The 19379-nt window shown below is 72.6% G+C and carries 19 protein-coding genes and 1 pseudogene; 16 read left to right on the top strand and 4 right to left on the bottom strand.

The annotated features are described in order from the left end of the window. Positions 1–87: 87 nt before the first annotated feature. Positions 88–705, bottom strand: a pseudogene (locus ACQ5SO_RS14950) (DEAD/DEAH box helicase); the annotation flags it as partial. Between the two features lie 173 nt (positions 706–878). Between ACQ5SO_RS14950 and ACQ5SO_RS14945 the strand changes: the two are divergent. The 9 genes from ACQ5SO_RS14945 (at position 879) to ACQ5SO_RS14905 (ending at position 9129) form a co-directional block, all read left to right on the top strand. Then, positions 879–1283 carry a hypothetical protein gene (locus ACQ5SO_RS14945; RefSeq protein ID WP_430942419.1) on the top strand — a complete coding sequence of 135 codons (405 nt, stop codon included), beginning with the start codon at positions 879–881 and terminating at the stop codon, positions 1281–1283. Next, entirely contained in the window at positions 1280–1969 is a 690-nt protein-coding gene (locus tag ACQ5SO_RS14940) for a hypothetical protein (RefSeq protein ID WP_430942418.1), read from the top strand. Before ACQ5SO_RS14945 ends, ACQ5SO_RS14940 begins: the two co-directional genes overlap by 4 nt. A 29-nt stretch (positions 1970–1998) precedes the next feature. Further along, complete coding sequence (locus tag ACQ5SO_RS14935) at positions 1999–2202, top strand: hypothetical protein (protein WP_430942417.1); 204 nt, start codon at positions 1999–2001, stop codon at positions 2200–2202. 43 nt (positions 2203–2245) lie between these two features. Beyond that, positions 2246–3244, top strand: coding sequence for a ligase-associated DNA damage response exonuclease (locus ACQ5SO_RS14930; protein ID WP_430942416.1), 999 nt, complete (start codon positions 2246–2248; stop codon positions 3242–3244). 159 nt (positions 3245–3403) lie between these two features. Continuing rightward, positions 3404–3637 (top strand): hypothetical protein, encoded by a 234-nt coding sequence (locus ACQ5SO_RS14925; protein WP_430942415.1) that lies wholly within the window; start codon positions 3404–3406, stop codon positions 3635–3637. 624 nt (positions 3638–4261) lie between these two features. Further along, positions 4262–5926, top strand: coding sequence for a cisplatin damage response ATP-dependent DNA ligase (locus tag ACQ5SO_RS14920; RefSeq protein ID WP_430942414.1), 1665 nt, complete (start codon positions 4262–4264; stop codon positions 5924–5926). A 113-nt stretch (positions 5927–6039) separates the two neighbouring features. Next, complete coding sequence (locus ACQ5SO_RS14915; protein ID WP_430942413.1) at positions 6040–7029, top strand: glutathione S-transferase family protein; 990 nt, start codon at positions 6040–6042, stop codon at positions 7027–7029. A 695-nt stretch (positions 7030–7724) separates the two neighbouring features. Continuing rightward, a complete protein-coding gene (locus ACQ5SO_RS14910) occupies positions 7725–8306 on the top strand; it encodes a cobalamin biosynthesis protein CobQ (protein ID WP_430942412.1) in 582 nt (193 codons plus the stop codon). Positions 8307–8442: 136 nt separating this feature from the next. Next, positions 8443–9129 (top strand): TerB family tellurite resistance protein, encoded by a 687-nt coding sequence (locus tag ACQ5SO_RS14905; protein WP_430942411.1) that lies wholly within the window; start codon positions 8443–8445, stop codon positions 9127–9129. A 461-nt stretch (positions 9130–9590) separates the two neighbouring features. Here ACQ5SO_RS14905 and ACQ5SO_RS14900 read toward each other — a convergent pair whose 3' ends face one another. The 3 genes from ACQ5SO_RS14900 to ACQ5SO_RS14890 all read right to left on the bottom strand — a co-directional run bounded on the left by ACQ5SO_RS14900 (position 9591) and on the right by ACQ5SO_RS14890 (position 12558). Then, the gene (locus tag ACQ5SO_RS14900) at positions 9591–10910 is read right to left on the bottom strand and encodes a TRAP transporter large permease (RefSeq protein WP_430942410.1); all 1320 of its coding nucleotides are present in this window, start codon (positions 10908–10910) and stop codon (positions 9591–9593) included. A 1-nt stretch (position 10911) separates the two neighbouring features. Further along, positions 10912–11415, bottom strand: a complete 504-nt coding sequence (locus ACQ5SO_RS14895; protein ID WP_430942409.1) for a TRAP transporter small permease — start codon at positions 11413–11415, stop codon at positions 10912–10914. A gap of 132 nt (positions 11416–11547) precedes the next feature. Further along, entirely contained in the window at positions 11548–12558 is a 1011-nt protein-coding gene (locus ACQ5SO_RS14890) for a TRAP transporter substrate-binding protein (protein ID WP_430942408.1), read from the bottom strand. A 404-nt stretch (positions 12559–12962) separates the two neighbouring features. Here ACQ5SO_RS14890 and ACQ5SO_RS14885 point away from each other — a divergent pair, with 404 nt between their 5' ends. The 7 genes from ACQ5SO_RS14885 (at position 12963) to ACQ5SO_RS14855 (ending at position 19228) form a co-directional block, all read left to right on the top strand. Further along, positions 12963–13619 carry a flavin reductase family protein gene (locus tag ACQ5SO_RS14885; RefSeq protein WP_430942407.1) on the top strand — a complete coding sequence of 219 codons (657 nt, stop codon included), beginning with the start codon at positions 12963–12965 and terminating at the stop codon, positions 13617–13619. A 234-nt stretch (positions 13620–13853) separates the two neighbouring features. Next, on the top strand, positions 13854–14732 hold the full coding sequence (dapA, locus tag ACQ5SO_RS14880) for a 4-hydroxy-tetrahydrodipicolinate synthase (protein WP_430942406.1): 879 nt from the start codon (positions 13854–13856) through the stop codon (positions 14730–14732). Positions 14733–14736: 4 nt separating this feature from the next. Further along, positions 14737–15225: an SAM-dependent methyltransferase gene (locus tag ACQ5SO_RS14875; RefSeq protein ID WP_430942405.1), complete on the top strand. Its 489-nt coding sequence runs from the start codon at positions 14737–14739 to the stop codon at positions 15223–15225. Between the two features lie 72 nt (positions 15226–15297). Further along, entirely contained in the window at positions 15298–15777 is a 480-nt protein-coding gene (gene smpB / locus ACQ5SO_RS14870; protein ID WP_430942404.1) for an SsrA-binding protein SmpB, read from the top strand. Between the two features lie 94 nt (positions 15778–15871). Further along, positions 15872–16603, top strand: coding sequence for a GNAT family N-acetyltransferase (locus ACQ5SO_RS14865; RefSeq protein WP_430942403.1), 732 nt, complete (start codon positions 15872–15874; stop codon positions 16601–16603). Positions 16604–16679: 76 nt separating this feature from the next. Further along, the gene (locus ACQ5SO_RS14860) at positions 16680–17282 is read left to right on the top strand and encodes a peroxidase-related enzyme (RefSeq protein ID WP_430942402.1); all 603 of its coding nucleotides are present in this window, start codon (positions 16680–16682) and stop codon (positions 17280–17282) included. Between the two features lie 458 nt (positions 17283–17740). Further along, the gene (locus tag ACQ5SO_RS14855; RefSeq protein ID WP_430942401.1) at positions 17741–19228 is read left to right on the top strand and encodes a DEAD/DEAH box helicase; all 1488 of its coding nucleotides are present in this window, start codon (positions 17741–17743) and stop codon (positions 19226–19228) included. Positions 19229–19379 lie beyond the last annotated feature (151 nt).

Here is a 19379-nt window from a genome sequence, read left to right as displayed (position 1 = left end):
CGACTACGCGGTGGACACCGGCACGCCGGTGCTGCGGTTGCTGCACAAGGCGCCGGACCGCCTGCCGGCTCCCCCGCGGTCGGGTGGCGCGAACCACTGGAGGAGCGCCTCCGGGTCCTCGACCGTCGCCGACAACCCGATGCGATGCAGGCCGGGGGACAGGGTCTCGAGCCGCGCGAGGTTCAGGGCGAGCTGGTCGCCGCGTTTCGATTCCGCCAGCGCGTGGATTTCATCCGTCACCACCCGGCGCAGGGAGCCGAAGATGCGCGGCGCGTCCTCCCAGCTCAGCATCAGCGCGAGGGATTCGGGCGTCGTCAGCAGGATATGCGGCGGGTCGGCCCGCTGGCGGCGACGGGCGGTCTGGGTGGTGTCGCCGGTGCGGTCCTCGACCCGGATCGGCAGGCCCGCCTCCTCGATGGGGATCGAGAGGTTCCGGCGGATGTCGGCGGCCAGCGCCTTGAGGGGGGAGACATAGAGGGTGTGGAGGCCCGGGGCCGGATCCTCGGCCAGCGCGCAGAGGGTGGGCAGGAACCCGGCCAGCGTCTTGCCGCCCCCCGTGGGGGCGATCAGCAGGTCCGCGCCGCCCGCCTGCGCCCGCGAGAGGAGCTCGAGCTGGTGCGGATGGGGCGTCCAGCCGCGGGCGTCGAACCAGCGGGCGAGGGAGGGCGGCAGGGCGGGCCCGGTCTGAGCGGCGGCGTCGGTCATGACGCTGGATCATAGGGCGGATCGCGGCGACGGGGAGGGGGGGCGCCCCGTGCCGCGGCCCCTGCCGCGGGTCCCCCCGCCGCGCCGCGGGGGCAGGAATTCCGGTCCGCCTGCCAAATTCATGCTACGCTTTGCGACAAGCGAGAAAGGTCTGCCCGAGGATGCCCCGAAGAATGCGCGTATTCCCCGCGTCCTGCGCCGCCCTTGTCTTGACCTCGGCCTGCGCGATCCAGGCGCCCGCGCCGGGGGGCGGCACGCGCACCGTGCTGATCGGCATCGGGGTGCTGGACCGCCCCGCCGCCGGCGAGGGCGACGTGGAGGCCGGGCGGCTCGAGGCGCTGGGGCTGGAGCTGCGCCTCCAGGGCACGCCGACGCGGGGGCCGGGGTTCAGCCTCGGCTACATCTCGCAGGACTGGCTGGTCGCGCCGCTGGACGGCGAGGGAGCGGTCGAGCTGCGCCGCGGCGCAGGCGGCGAGATGCGGCTGGAGCGGATCGCGGTGGATGACGCGGGAGACGCGGGTGACGTGGACGACGTGGGCGACCCGGACGACGTGCAGGACGAGGGAGAGGCGGAATGAAACGGATCGGCGGGGCGGCGGCCCTTCTGGCGGCGGCGGCGCTCTCGGGCTGCGCCGAGCAGGGCTATTCGGTGATCGCGGCGACGGGGACGTCCATCGGCGTCGACATCGGCACCAACCAGGCGACCAACGCGCCCTATTTCAACCTCGGCTACAAGCGCGCGGAATTCGCCTTCGTGCCGACCAACCGGCCCTCGAGCGAGACGGCGGTGACCGCGGCGGGCTATGACGGCGCGCAGGACACGGCCAACGTGTTGATGGAGCTGAAATACGGCGGCGACAGCGCCGGGGCGACCTCGGTCGGCAACGCGATCTACCAGCGCCTCGCGGTCGGGACCATCGCGGTGCAGTCCGGCGCCGCCACGGCGCTGATGGCGCGCGGGGATGACGGGCGGATCGACCCGAAGGCGGCCGAGATCGCGCAGACCACCCAGGCCCGGATCACGGAATGGCGGTCGCGCCATGACCTGATCACCGCCTGCACCTTCCCCGGCGGCACGCGCAACGACGCCAACTGGGCGAAGCTGTTCGCGGCCTACCAGGCCGATGGCGGGCCCGACGCGATGACCCGGCTCGGCGGCGCGCAGACGGTGGCCGAGTTCCGCGCCGCGCTGGAGGCCACCGGCTTCGAGGAGGTCAAGAGCCTGGCCGGGGGCCTTGAAAGCGCGGGCTGCGCGACGGCCTGATCGGGACAAGCGAAAGGGAGGGGCGCGAGATGGCCGAACTGAAGATCGTGGTGGTGGACGAGGCGACGCGCGCGCAGGTCAGGTCGGACCTCGGGGGGCAGGGCTGGACCGTGGAGCAGGAGCTTTCGGGGCTCGACGACGCGACGCTGCACCAGCTGGGCCGCAGGTTCGAAACCAAGGCGAGCTCCTCGGGCAAGGCGGCGCCCTACACGGCGATCATCGCCCGGCGCTGAGCGCGGCTTCCCCCGGCGCGCGCCCGCGCTATCCTTCGCGCCCATGCGCGCCACGGACCTGCTCACCATCCGCCCCGAGGGCCTCTATTGCCCGCAGGCGGACCTTTTCATCGACCCGCACCGCCCGGTTCCCCGGGCGCTGGTGACCCATGGCCACGCGGATCATTGCCGCCCGGGCCATGACGCGCTGCTGGCCACGCCCGAGACCATCGCCATCGCGAAGGTCCGCTATGGCGAGACCGCCTTCGCCTCGACCCAGGCGCTGCCTTACGGCGAGACCCTGCGGGTCGGCGGGGCCGACATCCGCCTGGCGCCCTCGGGCCATGTCCTCGGGGCCGCGCAGGCGGTGATCGAGGCGGGGGGCGCCCGCGCCGTCGTCTCGGGCGATTACAAGCGCGAGGCCGACCCGACCTGCGCTCCGTTCGAGGTGGTGGAGTGCGATCTTTTCATCACCGAGGCGACCTTCGGGTTGCCGGTGTTCCGCCACCCGCCCATAGGCGGGGAGATCGCCAGGCTGCTCGCCTCGCTGGCCGCGCAGCCGGAGCGGGCGCATGCCGTCGGGGCCTATTCGCTGGGCAAGGCGCAGCGGCTGATCGCCGAGCTGCGGGCGGCGGGCTACGACCGCCCGATCTATCTCCACGGCGCGCTGGAGAAACTCTGCGCGCTTTACGAGGCGCATGGCGTGCCGCTCGGGCGGCTCGAGAAAGCCGCGGCGAAGGCCGGGATGGCGGGGGAGCTGGTCCTCGCCCCGCCCTCGGCGCTGGCGGATCGCTGGGCGCGGCGGCTGCCGGACCCGGTGATCTGCGCCGCCTCGGGCTGGATGCGGGTGCGCCAGCGCGCGAAGCAGGGAGGGGTGGAGCTGCCGATGGTGATCTCGGACCATGCCGACTGGGACGGGCTCTGCGCCACGATACGGGAGGTCGGGGCCGGGACCGTCTGGGTGACCCACGGGGCCGAGGAGGCGCTGTGCCACTGGTGCGCGGGGCAGGGGATCGATGCGCGCCCCCTCTCGGTCGCGGGGCGCGAGGGCGAGGGGGACTGAGCGCGGGTTCTGGCCGGGACCGGCGGTTTTCGGCCGCGCAGCGGGGGCGGCCGGCGCCGCGGGGGGGCAAAACGGGGTGATCGCCCCATGCCCTCGGCGCGCGCGGGCGGGCATCCTCGGGACATCGAATGGAAGCGATTGATCCCCGAGGAGAAGATGATGACCCGCGACGAACATTCCCCCCGACCCCTTCCGCGCCCGGTTCCGCGGATCCTGTCCGACGGCGCCCCCGCGCCCCGCCGCGCGCCCTGCGAGACGCGGCCCAGCCCGCTGGACGGGCTTTCGGCCGACGTGGTGCTGGCCGCGGCGCTGCGGCGGCGCAGGGTGCGCCGCGATGCGACGCGCGAGATGCTGGATTTGCTGCTGGGGCGGCTCGGCGGGTCGCGGGACTGAGAGGCGGGGGCCTCCGGGCGGCTGCGCCTTCCTTCGGCGGAAGTGGCGGGGGCTGCCGCCCCCGATCCCCCGCTCGAGGGGGCATGCCCCCTCGAACGCCCCCGTGGCGCCCGGGATGGCAGGAGGCGGTGCGGGGGGGGCGGGCGGTCGGACCCTGCTTTGAAGCGCCTGGGGGAGAGGATCTCCCCCAGGTCGCAGCTCCAAGGGTTGGTCGGCCCCGGAGCGCGTCAAGGACAAGCCCGCTGCGCGGGTCGCTGCGCGATCCCTGACCCGCTCCGGGCCCTCCCGCGTGGGGCGGGCGATGGCGCGACGGCCGTGGGTGGGCGCTGGCGGGATGGGGTTGCAGGCGTGGGGCGGCAGCGCGTGGAGCGGCGCCGCGGCTGGCCGCGGAAGCGGTCGCCCTGGCGCCGCTGCGTTCGGCGGGGTGTGGCAGGCGGCCATGCGGGGGCCGGCAGGACGACCCCGCGGAGGGGCGGTCGGACCGGCAGGCCACGCCGCCCTGCCCCCCCCCATGCCTGTCGCGGCGCCGCCCGGCCCCCCTTTCCCGCCCCGCCCCGGCCCCTATCATCCCCTGCACGCAAGCCGCCCCGCCGCACACGCCCCCCCGGCCCGGAAAGCCCCGCCGTGAACCGTTTCGCCGACCTTCTCGAAGCGCTGGTCTTCACCCCGTCCCGCAACGGCAAGCTGCGGCTGCTCGAGGCGTATTTTCGCGAGACCCCCGATCCCGACCGCGGCTGGGCGCTGGGCGCGCTGTCGGGCGGGCTCGACCTGCCCGCCATCACCCCCTCCCTCATCCGCCGCATGGCCGAGGCGCGCACCGACCCGACCCTCTTCGCCCTCTCGCACGATTTCGTCGGCGACCTGGCGGAAACGGCGGCGCTGATCTGGCCCGAAGGCGCCGCCCCCGCCCCGGACCCCGCCGCCGCCGACCCGGCGCCCACCCTTCCGGGGCTGTTCCCGGACGAAGAGGCCGCCCTCGCCCCCCTTCCCGACGCCGACCCGCCGCTGTCCGCCGTCGTCGCCCGGCTGCGCGCCCTGCCCCCTTCCGCCGCCCCCGCGCGGCGCGAGGCGGCGCTGGCGGCGCTGTTCGACCGGCTCTCCGCCTCGGCCCGCTTCGCCTTGATAAAACTCTGCACCGGCGGGCTGCGCGTCGGCGTCTCGGCGGCCATGACCCGCGCCGCGCTCGCCCGCCTCGGCGCCCCGACCGCGGAAGACATCGAGGCGGTCTGGCATGGGCAGGAGGCGCCCTACACGGGCCTGTTCGCCTGGATCGAGGGCGGTCCGCCGCCCAAGGTCGACGCGGAACTGGCCTTCAGGCCGATGATGCTCGCCAATCCGCTGGAACCGGCGGACCGCGCGGGGATGGACCCCGCCGCCCATGCCGCGGAGGTGAAATGGGACGGGATCCGGGTGCAGGCTGCCTCGGCGGCGCATGGGCGGCGGCTGTTCTCACGCACCGGAGAGGACCTCTCCGGCGCCTTCCCCGACCTGCTCGCCGCGCTCGACCGCCATGGCTGCGTGGACGGCGAGCTGCTGGTGGAGGAAGACGGCGAGATCGCCCCCTTCGCCGCCCTCCAGACCCGCCTCAACCGCAAGGCGCCGACGCGGGCGATGCTGGCGGAGAAGCCCGCGGTGATGATGGTCTATGACCTGCTGCATGACGGGACCGAGGACCTGCGCGACCTGCCCTGGGAGGCGCGGCGCAAGGCCCTTGAAGCCTGGATCGCCCGCCCCGGATCGGAGCGCCTGCGCCTGTCGCCGGTGCTGGAGGCCGCGGACTGGGACACGCTCGAAGCCCGCCGCGCCGCCGCCCGCGGGGCGGGCGAGGAGGGCCTGATGCTCAAGCGCCGCGACGCGCCCTACCGGTCCGGGCGCCCCGCGGGGCTGTGGTGGAAATGGAAGCGCGAGCCGCTGCGCTTCGACTGCGTGATGATGTACGCGCAGCGGGGGCACGGGAAACGGTCCTCCTTCTTCTCGGACTACACCTTCGGGGTCTGGGACGGGGACGCGCTGGTCCCGGTCGGCAAGGCCTATTCGGGCTTCACCGATGCGGAACTGGCCGAGCTCGACAAATGGGTCCGCGCCAACGCCACCGACCGCTTCGGCACGGTGCGCGGGGTCAAGCCCGGCCTGGTGCTGGAGATCGCCTGCGACGCGCTCTCCGAGGCCCCGAAGCGCCGCGGCGGCCTGTCGATGCGCTTCCCGCGGGTGGCGCGCATTCGCTGGGACAAGCCGATCGCCGAGGCCGACCGGCTCGAGACCCTGCGTCGCGCCGCGGGCCTCGACTGACCACGCTGTTTCGAAATCGGGAACTATATTGTCCCAGCCGCCCGGTTGGACGCGCCGCCGCCCCGGTCCATGTCTAGCCCCAGGCAGACAGGACAAGGATGGGAGGGCGCGCCATGGGCATGCTGATTGACGGAGAGTGGACCGACCAGTGGTATGACACCAAGAGCACCGGGGGCCGCTTCAAGCGCTCCGAGGCCGCGTTCCGCAACTGGGTGACCGCCGACGGCGCGCCCGGGCCGACGGGCGAGGGGGGCTTCAAGGCCGAGAGCGGCCGCTACCACCTCTATGTCTCCTACGCCTGCCCCTGGGCCCACCGGACGCTGGTGATGCGCGCGATCAAGGGGCTGGAGGACCACATCACCGTCGACGCGGTGCATCCCGACATGCTCTCGGACGGCTGGACCTTCGAGACGAATTTCGACGGCGCCGAGGGCGACAGCCTGTTCGGCTCGGATTTCATGCGCGAGGTCTACCTGCGCGACACCCCGGACATGACCGGCCGCGTCACCGTCCCGGTGCTGTGGGACAAGCGGCAGGGGCGGATCGTGTCGAACGAAAGCTCCGAGATCATCCGCATGCTTGACTCCGCCTTCGCCGGGATCGTCGGCCGCGGTCACGATCATTACCCCGAGGACCTGCGGGAGGAGATCGACGCGGTGAACGCCGAGGTCTACGACCGGGTCAACAACGGCGTCTACAAGGCCGGTTTCGCCACCACGCAGGAGGCGTATGAGGAGGCCGTCCACCCGCTGTTCGAGACGCTGGAGAAGCTGGAGGCGCGGCTTGGCGCCAACCGCTACCTGTGCGGCGACCGGATCACCGAGGCGGACTGGCGGCTGTTCACCACCATGGTGCGCTTCGACTCCGTCTATCACGGGCATTTCAAGTGCTCGATCAAGCGGTTGGTCGATTTCCCCAACCTCTGGGCCTGGACGCGGGAGCTGTACCAGCGGCCCGGCGTGGCGGCGACCGTGCGGCTCGACCACATCCGGCGCCACTACCACTACAGCCACGAGACGATCAATCCGAACCGCATCGTGCCCGCGGCGCCCGAGATCGATTTCACCGCCCCGCACGGGCGGTCAGGGATGCTCGCCGCCTGAACGAAAATTTGGAAAATGCACGCATAGCGGGAATTGGTAATTGTCTATTAACTCTTGGGGGCCCATTGTGTCCTCAGCCGCCCGCTGCGGCGACGCCCCAGTCCCCCCCCAGGAAAAGGATCGGGCGTTGATGCGGGCGAGCGGGCCCCTCGCTCTCCCTCCTGAGCGTCGGGTTCGCGGGGTCCGGCGATCGCCTTTGCGGCGGGCGATCGCCGGCATTCCCGCAAGGCTGCACGCCGGGATTGCAGGCGCGCGGCATGGGCCGGACGCGGGGGCCGCTCTCTCCCTCGCGCCCGGTCTTTTCATGTCCGGCGCTCCCGGAAACGGGCCGCGCGCCGCGGGCCGCGGGTCACGCGCCGGGGCCAGGCCGGGGCCGACGCGACAAGGCGAAGACCTGCGCTGCGGCAGGCCGACGCGCCAAGGCGACGACCGACGCCAGGCCGACGACCGGCGCTGCGCCAGGGCGGCCGCTCCGCGCCCACGACCCACGCGCCGCGAGCCACGCCTGCGCCGCAGGCCAAGCCTCGACCCACGCGCCAGAAGCCCATGACTGCGCCGCTGGCGGCCGTCGCTCCCATGCGCCCGCGCCGCGATCCGCTCCGACACCCGCATCGGGCCCCGCATCTCCGCGACCCACGCGCCCGCAACCCAAGTCCGACCCGAACTCCCCGTCTCCAGCCCGGCCGAGCCGCCCCGTGAACACCCCCGCCCATATCCTGATCGCCGCCGGCCTGTTCGCCCGCCCCGGGCGCCCGGGGCTCGGCCTCGCCGCCATGGCGGGCGCGCTGGTCCCCGACATCTCGGTCTTCACCATGGTGGCGTGGGAGCACCTGGTGCAGGGCCGCCCCCTCTCCCTCGTCTTCGGCTACGACTACCGCGACCCGTTCTGGCAGGGGATCTTCGCGGTCGACAACTCCATCCCCCTCTGGGCGCTGCTGGCCCTCGCCGCGCTGGCCTGGCGCAAACCGATGCTCGCCGCCTTCGCCGCCGCGGGGCTGCTGCACGTCATCTGCGACCTGCCGCTGCATAACGAGGACGCGCGCCGCCATTTCTGGCCGCTCTCGGACTACGTGTTCCACAGCCCCCTCTCCTACTGGAACCCGGCCCGGCACGCGGGCTGGGTGGCCCCGGCCGAGCTGCTCCTCTGCCTCGCCGCCGCGCTGGCGCTGGCCCGCCGATACCCCGCAAGCGGGGCGCGGGTCGCGCTCGGCCTCGGGCTGGGGGTCGAGGCGCTCTGCACCATGGGCCCCATCGCGGCCATGGCCATGGCGGGCTGAGCGCGGCCAACCGCCGCCGCCCGCCGCCCGCCGCCTGCCGCCCGCCGCCAACCGTCCGCGCGGCCTCTCCCGGCGCTGCGCCCCCTGCGTCCCCCGGCGCCATGACAACCGCGCGGGGCGGCGCTAATCATGGGCCATGTCGATCTGGTCCCGCATTGCAGACGCGCTCGCCGCCCTTCGCCAGGGGGAAACCCTTGGCGACGTGTTCGACCGCCTGCGCACCCCGCCCGAACAGACCGCGGGCTTCGCCATCGCGGTCATCGCGCTCGGGGCCAAGATGGCCAAGGCCGACGGGCAGGTCACCCGGGACGAGGTCGCCGCCTTCCGCGAGGTGTTCCACATCCCCCCGGCCGAGGAGCGCAACGCCGCCCGGATCTTCGACCTCGCCCGCACCGACATCGCCGGCTACGAGGGCTACGCCGCCCGAATCGCGAAGATGTTCGGCGACCGGAAGGAGCCGCTCTCGGACCTGCTCGAGGGCCTGTTCCACATCGCCGCCGCCGATGGCGAATACCACCCGGCCGAGGAAGCCTTCCTGCACCGGGTCTCCGAGATCTTCGGCCTGCCCGAGCGCACCTTCCGCGCCCTCCAGGCCCGCTACGCCCCCGGCGCGCCGCCCGATCCCTACGAGGTGCTCGGCGTCTCGCCCGACGTGTCGGACGAGGCGCTGCGCCGCGCCTGGCGCGCCCAGGTGCGCGAAAGCCATCCCGACCGGATGATCGCCCGCGGCGTCCCGGAGGAGGCGGTGAAACTGGCCACCGCGCGACTCGCCGCAATCAACCACGCCTATGAAGAGGCGATGGCCCTGCGCGGCCGCGGCTGAGGCCCGGGACCGCGCGGCGACCGCCCGGCGACCGGCCCCCCGCGAGCCCCGCGGCGCACGGCGGATGTCACCCGGGATCAGCGCCGCGCACGCGCAGGTTGCAAAATGAATTCGGCGTCTGAATAACAGTTTTCATTTACCTTCACCTCGTGTTCACTCCCTTTGCGCAGGCCCGAACCGGGTCTGCACTGTGTTCGAAGCGTAAAGCGTCCTGTGCCGCGGCGTGTTGTGTGGGCCGCAACCATGATCCGGGTCGTCCAACCCCACGGGCCGTCCCGAAGGGTCATTCCGCCGGCACGCGGAACTCAGCCGCCCCGCGCCCCCCAGGCGCGGGGCGGTTCACGTTTCAGCGCCCCGCGCCCTGAACAAGCGGCCGCCGGGGGGGCAGGGGGGGCCGACATGCGAAGGGGGCGCGCCCGGCCGGGCGCGCCCCCTCGTCTTTTCCAGTCCTGCGCCGGGGCTTACGGCCCCATCGAGTTCGGCAGCAGCAGCGCGATCGCCGGGAAGGCCACCAGCAGCGCCAGGCGGATGATGTCCACCACCCAGAACGGCGTCACGCCGCGGAAGATCGTGCCGGTCGACACGTCCCCGACCACGCCCTTCAGGATGAACACGTTCAGCCCCACCGGAGGGGTGATGAGCGAGATCTCCACCGCCACCACCACGATGATGCCGAACCACACCGGGTCGAACCCCAGCGAGACGATCAGCGGGAAGAAGATCGGCACCGTCAGCAGCAGCATCGAGAGCGATTCGAACACGCAGCCCAGCGCCAGGTAGATCGCCAGGATCATCAGGATCACCATCCAGGGCGACACCGCGTTGGCGGTCACGATCTCCAGCAGCGCCTCGGGCAGACCGGCGATGTTCACGAAGTTCGAGAACACCCAGGCGCCGATCAGCACCGAGAACAGCGAGGCGGAGGTGTTCGTCGTCTCGCGCAGCACCTCGAAGATCGACTTCAGGTTCAGCGTCCCGCGCGACAGCGCGATCAGGAACGCGCCCATCGCGCCCATCCCCGCCGCCTCGGTCGGCGAGAAGGTCAGGTTGATCGGGTAGAAGTCGAGCGCGCCGTAAAGCCCGCCGATCACCAGGAAGAACAGCAGCAGCACCGCCCAGACGTCGCGCACCGCGCGCAGCCGCCCGCCCCAGTCCGTCCGCTCGCCCGCCGGACCCGCCGCCGGGTTGCGCGTCACCGTCCAGGCCACGGCGCACAGGTACAGGGTGATGCCCAGGAGGCCCGGGATCACGCCCGCGATGAACAGCTTGCCGATCGAGGTCTCGGTCAGCAGCCCGTAGATCACCAGGATCACCGAGGGCGGGATCAGGATGCCCAGCGTGCCGCCCGCCGCGATCGAGGCGGTGGACAGGCTGTCGGTGTACCCGTAGCGGCGCATCTGCGGCATCGCCACCTTCGACATCGTCGCCGCGGTGGCGAGCGACGAGCCGCAGATGGCCGAGAACCCGCCGCAGGCCACGATGGTCGCCATCGCGAGGCCCCCGCGCAGGTGGCCGAGGAAGGCGTTCGAGACGTTGTAAAGCTCCCGGCTCAGGCCGCCCTTGTTCACGAACAGGCCCATCAGGATGAAGAGCGGGACGACCGACAGGCCGTAATCCTGCGCCGCATCGATGGTCAGGCGCGCGGTCTGCGACAGGGCGGCGCGCATGTTGCGCTGCTCGGCCAGGCCGATGATGCCGACGAGGCCCATGGCGAAGGCGATGGGCACGCGCAGCAGGACGAGGCCGAGGACGGCGGCGAATCCGATCAGGGCTTCGGTCATGTCAGACGGTCTCCTGCGCGAGGATCTTGGGCGCGAAGATGAGGATCAGCCCGCGCGCGATCATCAGCGCGGCGGTCAGGTACACGGCGCCGGCGATGAACCAGGCCGGGTAGAATTCCGGGATCGCGAGGTATTCGGTCACGTCGCCGTAGGACCGGGCGCGCTCGGCCAGCGCCACGATGCGGTCGGCGGGCCAGAACAGCAGCGCGCCGAACAGCGCGGCCAGGACGCCGTCGCGAAAACGCGCCATGCGGGCGTTGAACAGCGGGTCGAGCAGGTCCACGGCGATATGCTCGTTCTTCGCCGAGATGATCGGCACGCCCGAGAACACCACCAGCGCCATCAGGATGCGCGTCAGCTCGGTCGCCGCGGGAAGCGGGGAATCGAAGGCCGAACGCAGGATCACGTCGGCGAAGGTCATGCCCATCAGCGCGAACAGCGCGGCGGCGCCCAGGAGCGCGGGCGCAAGTTCGGCGGATCTGGCGATGCGGGTCAACTTGGACATGGTGCGGAAGGCCCCTGTCGGTCTGCGCGAGAGGGGGGCGGCCCCCCGGCGCTGCGGTTGCGTGCGGCTGGATACGGAGAGGGCCCGCCCGGAGCGGGCGGGCCCTCGTCGCCGGGCGAGACGCCCGGGCGATCACTTCATCGAGGCGAGCTCGGACTTGATCATGTCGTAGGCGGCGGCGGCGTCGACGCCGGTCGCGGAGATCTCCTCGAGCACCGCGGTGGTCACGGTCTGCGAGATCTTCGAGAGCAGCTTCAGGTCGGCCTCGGTGGCCTCGTGGAACTTGCCCTCGGCGACAGCGGCGCGGCCGGCGGCGTCGGCCTCGTCCCAGACCTGGCCGAAGACGCGGGAGGCGGGCTCGCCGAACACCTTCGATTCCAGGGCTTCCTGCACGTCGGCCGGCAGGCTGTCCCAGGTGTCCATGCTCATCAGCATGGCGAAGGAGCCGCGATAGAGGCCGCCGGGCATGGAGATCACGTTCGGCGCGACCTCGAACAGCTTGAACGAGGCGTGGGATTCGATCGGCATGACCACGCCGTCGGCGGCGTTGGAGGCGAGGGTCTCATAGACCTTCGGGGCCGGAACCTGGATGCCGATGGCGCCCAGCTGCTCGCCCATCATCGAGGCGACGCCGCCCGGAACGCGCAGCTTCAGCCCGTTCATGTCGGCGAGGCCGTTGGAAAGCTCGGCGCCGGTCTGCACCACGGCCGGGCCATGGGTGTGGACGGCGAAGACCTTCACGCCCTTGTGCTCGTTCGCGGCGGCCAGGTGCTTCTCGAACACGCGCCAGTAGGCGACCGAGGCGTCCTCGGCCGAGCCTTCGAAGCCCGGAAGCTCGATCAGCTTGGTGGTGGTGAAGCGGCCGGCGTTGTAGCCGTGGAAGATGATGGTCATGTCCGCGGCGCCGTCCAGCACCAGGTCCATCATCGCGGGCGGCGGGGCCAGGCCCAGCTTCACCTCGCCGGTGACCTTCCCGTCGGTCGCCTTCTCCATCATCTCGATGAAGCGCGGCCACATCTTGGCGTTGAAGCCGTGGGTCGGCGGGGCCCAGGACGCGATGGTCATGGTGTAATCGGCGGCCTGCGCCGGGATGGCGGCGGCGAGGGCGAGGGCGCCCGCGGCCAGGGTGTTCAGAAGACGCATGATCGATCCTCCCAGATGCGCGTGTCTCTGTCGGCTGTTTAGCGCGTTATATGTTATTTGACATAACAAATAACACCGCGCCGCTGCGGACCCAAGCGGAATCTTGCCATTCCGCCCGTCTCCCGGTCCGGGCCGGCGCGCAGAATGAACGGAAAACCGCGCGCAGGGCAAGCTTTCATCGACCGAGCGGTCGGCTTTTTTGCAACGGTCCCCTTACGGTCTTGTCCCGCGGCGTTTTCGGCCTGTCCGAGCCTGCCCCGCGGCGGGCGCGCGCGCCCAGCCCCGCGGCGGCGCGGTCCGGCACGCGGACGCGCCGCCGCCCCTCGCCTTCGCCGCCCCGCGCGCTATACCTTCGGGGGGAAGACAGGCGGCCGCCGCGCCGCGCCCCGCAGGAAAGCCCCGCCATGCCCGTCACCCCCGCCTCCGCCCCCGACGCCATCGACCCGGGCGACCTGTCGGCCCTGCGCGCCGCGCTCGGCCGCTTCGCCACCGGGGTCACGATCATCACCACCCGCGGCTTCGACGGGGCGCCGGCGGGGTTCACGGCCAACTCCTTCAACTCGGTCTCGCTCGACCCGCCGCTGATCCTGTGGTCCCTGGCCCGGTCCTCGCCGCGGCTCGGCGTCTACCGGGCGGCGGAGCATTACGCGGTCAACATCCTCGGGGCCGGGCAGGCCGAACTCGCCTCGCGCTTCGCGCGCCGGGATCTCGACCGGTTCGACGGGGTGGACTGGCACGAGGGGCTGGGCGGGGCGCCGGTGCTGGAGGGCGCGCTGGCGGTGTTCGAATGCGCGCACGAGGCGGTCTATCCCGCGGGCGACCACGAGCTGTTCATCGGCCGGGTGATGAACTGCGCCATCGGCGAGGGCGCGCCGCTGACCTTCTTCGCCGGCCGGTTCGGCTCGCTCCAGGATGCCGCCGAGGCGACGCCGGCGCCGGAGGGCGCCCCCGCGCTGGCCGAGGACCTGGAGCGCGCGGCGAAGCTGGCCCGCGCCGGCGCGACGCTGCCGGAGGAGGAGGAGGCCGAGCTGCGCCGCCGCCTCTCGCGCCTCGGGGGCTGACCGGGCGCCGCGCCGTCGCATCGCCCGCCGCGCCGTTCCCAGCGCCGCCCCGACCGCCCCGACCGGCCCGCGCGTCCCATAGCGCGGGACGATGGCGGCGCGCACGATTCATCATCCCGCGCCCGCTTGCCGCGGCCCCGCTTCCCCGCTAGGTTCCCGCCCGCCCTTGCGCATGCCGCGCCGGGGCTCTGACGCCATGGGCCCATCCCGGCCCGCTTCCACTGGAGAACCGCCATGTTCAAGGGATCGATCCCCGCTCTCGTCACGCCCTTCCGCGACGGGAAAGTGGACGAGAAAGCCCTGGTGGACCTCGTGGAATGGCACGTGGAAGAAGGCTCGTCCGGCATCGTCGCGGTCGGCACCACCGGCGAATCCCCCACGCTGAGCCACGACGAGCATGAGGGCGTGATCGAGCTGATCGTGAAGACCGCCAGGGGCAAGATCCCGGTGATCGCGGGCGCGGGCTCCAACAACACCGCCGAATCCGTGCGCCTGATCCGCTTCGCAGAGGCGGTGGGCGCCGACGCGGCGCTGGTGGTGACGCCCTACTACAACAAGCCGTCCCAGCGCGGCCTGATCGCCCATTACACCGAGCTGCACTCGGCCTGCGACCTGCCGATCATCATCTACAACATCCCCGGCCGCTCGGTCATCGACATGACCCCGGCGACGATGGGCGAGCTGTCGAAGCTGCCGCGCATCATCGGCGTGAAGGACGCGACCGGCGACATGGTCCGCGCCTCGGCCACCCGCGCCGCCTGCGGGCCGGACTTCCTGCAGCTGTCGGGCAATGACGACAGCGCGCTGGGCTTCATGGCCACCGGCGGGCATGGCTGCATCTCGGTCACCGCCAACGTGGCCCCGCGCCTGTGCGCCGACTTCCAGGAAGCCTGCCTCGTCGGCGACTTCAAGCGGGCGCTGGGGATCCAGGACAAGCTGTTCCCGCTGCACATGGCGCTGTTCGTGGAGCCGAACCCGGTCCCGGCGAAATACGCGCTGTCGCTGCTGGGCAAGTGCACCGACCAGGTGCGCACCCCGCTGGTCGAGCCGACCGAGGAGACCAAGGCGGTCGTCCGCGCCGCCATGGTCCATGCGGGTCTGCTGGACGGCTGATCCGATGGCGATCCGGGAAGGCGAGGAGCGGCTGGGCTTCGACCCGGCCGCGCGCGGCGACGCCTCGATCGCCTTCCTGGGCCGCATCCGCACGCCCTGGTCGAAGGGCGATTGCCCGAAGAACATCGCCCGCGCCCGGGAAACCGGGCAGGGCGCGCGGGTTGAATTGCTTCCCGAATGCGAGGCCCTGCTGACCGGCCTCGCGCCCGGGCGCTGGGTGATGCTGCTCTACTGGATGGACCGGGCCGAGCGGGACATCGCCGTGCAGCGCCCCGGCCACGTGGACGGGCCGCGCGGCTGCTTCGCCATCCGCACCCCGGCGCGGCCCAACCCGATCTCGATGGCCTGCGTGCAGGTGACGGGGATCGAGGGAACCACCCTTCATATCGACGCCGCCGACTGTTTCGACGGCACGCCGCTGGTGGACATCAAGCCCTGGCTGCCCACCGTCGACGCCCCGCCGGGCGCCGCCTCGGGCGACATCAGCGTCTGATCGGGCGCAGGGCGCGGGATTTCCGCCTTCCGCGCTTGGCGTCGCGCCCCGGGCGCCATATATCCGCCCGCCATGGCCCAGTCGAAAAAATCCGATCCGAACAACAAGCTCGTCGCCGAGAACCGGCGCGCCCGCTACGACTACACCATCGAGGACACGCTGGAATGCGGCATCGTCCTTGAGGGGTCGGAGGTCAAGTCCCTGCGCCAGGGCGGGGCGAACATCGCCGAATCCTACGTCTCGGTGGAGGGCGAGGAGCTGTGGCTGATCAACGGCTACATCGCGCCCTATCTCCAGGCCAAGACCTTCGGGCACGAGGAACGCCGCCGCCGCAAGCTGTTGGTTCACCAGAAAGAGCTCGCCAAGCTCTGGGCCGAGGCGTCCCGCAAGGGCGCCACGCTGGTGCCGCTGAAGCTCTATTTCAACGACAAGGGCCGCGCCAAGCTGCTGATCGGCATCGCCAAGGGCAAGAAGATGGCCGACAAGCGCGAGACGTCGAAACAGCGCGACTGGCAGCGCGAGAAGTCGCGGCTGCTCAAGAACCAGGGCTGATCGCGGCGCGCGCATGCAGGCGCGGCGCCGGGCCGATTGCCCTTGGCTCCCCGGGCGGCTACCAATTGCGAACCGCCGTTCCGGAGCCTGCCGCATGATCACCGACCCCACCCGCCTGTTCGAGGCGCTCGACGCCACGTGGCCCGCCGCCGAGACCAGCGAGGACCTCGCCCCCGGCTGGCGCCTGCGCCGCGGCGCGGGGGGCGGCAAGCGGGTCAGCTGCGCCACCGCGCTCGTGTCCGGCGCGACCCCCGACATCGTTCCGGCCGAGGCCGCGATGCGCGAATGGGGGCAGGTCCCGCTGTTCATGGTGCGCCCGGGCGAGGATCGCCTCGACGACCTGCTGGCCGCCCGGGGCTACGACATCATCGACCGCACCGTGATCTACGCCGCCGACGCGGGCCCGCTGGCCGACGCGCCGCTGAAGAAGGGCGTGCGGGCGGTGACCGTGCGCACGCGCCTCGCGCTCTTGCATGAAATCTGGGCCGAGGGCGGCATCGGGCCCGAGCGGGTCGCGGTGATGGAGCGTTGCGCCGGGCCCAAGGCCACGATCATGGCCCGCACCGACGCCGCCACCGCGGGCGTCGCCCATGTCGCCGTGGACGGGGACGTCGCCATGCTCCACGCCGCCGAGGTGCGCCGCGAGGCGCGCCGCTTCGGCGCCGGGACCGCGCTTCTGGCCGGGGCCGCGCGCTTCGCGCTCGACAACGGGGCCGGCACGCTGGCCCTCGCGGTGACCGAGGCCAATGCCGGGGCCCGCGCCCTCTATGAGCGCGCCGGGATGACCGTCGCCGCGCAATACCGCTATCGCATCGCGCAGGGCTGACCGGCCCGGCGCGACCCCCTTGCGGACCCGCCCGGAAGATGGCGGGCCGCGTCCTTGTCCAGGGAGGACCCCCCGCATGACCACCGATCCCGACCGCCAGCCGCCCGAGCTGCCCGACGGCCCGCCCACCGCGCTCGACCTGCCGCCCGCGGACCCGCTCCCCGAGGACACGGCCAAGTATTTCGCCGTCTGCCAGGACAAGCTGGGCATGGTGCCGAACGTGCTGCGCGCCTACGCCTTCGCGCCCGAGAAGCTGCGGGCCTTCTCGGGGATGTACAACGACCTGATGCTGGCGCCCTCGGGGCTGACCAAGCTGGAGCGCGAGATGATCGCGGTGGCCGTCAGCTCGATCAACAAGTGCTTCTACTGCCTGACCGCCCATGGCGCGGCGGTGCGCGAGCTGTCGGGCGATCCGAAGCTGGGCGAGCTGATGGTGATGAACTGGCGCGCCGCGGCGCTGTCCGAGCGGCACCGGGCGATGCTGCTCTTCGCCGAGAAGATGACCGAGCGCAGCCACAAGATCGAGGAAGAGGACCGCGACGCGCTGCGCGAGGCGGGGTTCACCGATGCCGACATCTTCGACATCGCCAGCGTGGCGGGGTTCTTCAACATGACCAACCGCGTCGCCTCGGCCACCGACATGCGGCCCAACGACGACTACCACGCCCAGGCGCGCTGAGCGTCCCGGCGGGGGCGGGCGGGCTCGGGGGGCGTTAAGCCCCCGCTCGCCCGCCCGCGCCGCGCGTCCCGCGTCGCGCCCGACGAGGCCGCTGCGCCCGCGCGGCGGCGGCGGCGGGGCGCCCGGGGGCGGGCCGGGGCGGGTTTCCGCCGGTTTTTACGATCATTTTCCCGTGCTGCGGGGCGGCAAGCGCCGTTCTTGATTGCATTTTCCGCCGATCCGGCCCATATGGGGCCGATCCCTCTCCGTGCGTAGAGGACGGCAAGGCCGTCGACGGGGGCAGGGGATGCGCCTTCCCGGCCGAATGATCGCCGGGACCCGGGCGCCCAGCGGCCGCGCCTTCGCGGCCATCCAGAACGCCTGAGGCTGTTCTACGCAAGCTCCACGCACCGACCCCGCGGCCTTGTTGCGCGCGCCGAAGATCCGGCGCGCCCGGGCCGCCTGTTGAAAGCGCCGGTTTGACCCGTTTTTCCGATCTCGGCCTCGCCGAGAAGATCCTCGTTTCCGTCGAAGCCCAGGGCTACGACACCCCCACCCCCATCCAGGCCCAGTCGATCCCCGTGATCCTTGAAGGGCGCGACCTTGTCGGCGTCGCCCAGACCGGGTCCGGCAAGACCGCCTCCTTCGTTTTGCCCGCGCTGCAGCGCGCCTCGGAAGGCGTGCAGCCGAAGCCCAAGGGCTGCCGCACGCTGATCCTGACCCCGACGCGCGAACTCGCCGGCCAGATCGGCGACGCGATCCGCACCTATGGCTCGCGCCTGCGCCCCGCCGTCGCCACCATCGTCGGCGGCATGCGCCCCGGCCCGCAGGTCCGCGCCGTGGCGCCGGGCGTCGACATCATCGTCGCCACCCCCGGCCGCCTGATGGACCACATGGAGACCGGCGCGGTGAACGTGTCGGGCGCCGACCTGGTGATCCTCGACGAGGCCGACCAGATGCTCGACCTCGGCTTCCTTCCGGCCGTGCGCAAGATCCTCTCGGCCTGCGCGCCGGGGCGGCAGACGGTGCTGTTCTCGGCCACCATGCCCAAGGCGATCCGCGGGCTGGCCGACGACTTCCTGCGCGATCCGGCCGAGGTCTCGGTCTCCGTCGCCTCGCGCCCGGTCGAGCGCATCGACCAGCGCGTGATGCACATGGAGCACCCGGAGAAGAAGGGCGCGCTGATCGACTTCCTGACGGAAGAGAAGGTCGAGCGCGGCATCGTCTTCACCCGCACCAAGCGCGGCGCCGACCGCGTGTGCCGCTGGCTCTGCCAGGCCGGGCTGGTGGCCGAGGCGATCCATGGCGACAAGACCCAGGGCAAGCGCGACAAGGTGCTGAACGGGTTCCGGCACGGCCGGGTCCACATCCTCGTGGCCACCGACGTGGCGGCGCGCGGCATCGATGTCGAGGGCGTCACCCACGTGGTGAACTATGAGCTCCCCGAGGTCGCCGAGGCCTATGTCCACCGCATCGGCCGCACCGCGCGCGCCGGGGCCAGCGGCATCGCCCTGTCGCTCTGCTGCCCGGACGAGATCCCCTATCTGCGCGACATCATCATGCTGACCGAGATGACCCCGCGGCTGATCGGCGACGGGCCGAGCGCCGAGGAGGTCTACCTCGCCAAGCCCGCCAAGAAGGGCGGGCGGCGGCGCGGCGGCGGCGGCCAGCAGGCGCAGGGCCAGGGCCAGAAGCAGGCGCAGGGCCGCGGCCAGGGCCGCCCGCAGGGCAAGCCCGCCCGCGGCGGCGGCGAGCAGGACGGCCGCCCGGCCCGCAAGCCGCGGGCCGAGGGCGCCCCGCGCGCGGCGGGCGGCGGCGAGGGCCGCGGGCCCAAGGGCGGCGACCGGCGCCGCGGCGGGGGCGGCGAGACCGCGCCCCGGCGCAATGGCGGCGGCGACGCCCCGGCCCGGCGCCGCAGCGGCGGCCCGCGCCGTCGGCGCAGCGGCGGGGGCGGCGGCGGCGAGTGATCGCCCCCCGGGTCCCGGAATGAAAAACGGCCCGCGCTTCCCGGCGCGGGCCGTTCTCGTCTCCAGGTTCCATCCCGGGCGCCGCCGCGCCCCGGCGCGGCGCGGGCGGGCGAGCGGGGGCTTCAGGCCCCCCGAGGCCGCCCGCCCACCG

Origin of the sequence: Rhodovulum sp. DZ06 (assembly GCF_050586345.1) — a bacterium.
Lineage (GTDB): Bacteria > Pseudomonadota > Alphaproteobacteria > Rhodobacterales > Rhodobacteraceae > JBOCEF01.
The sequence above is the reverse complement of the archived record's forward strand: the minus strand, read 5'-3'. Positions and strand labels throughout refer to the sequence as shown.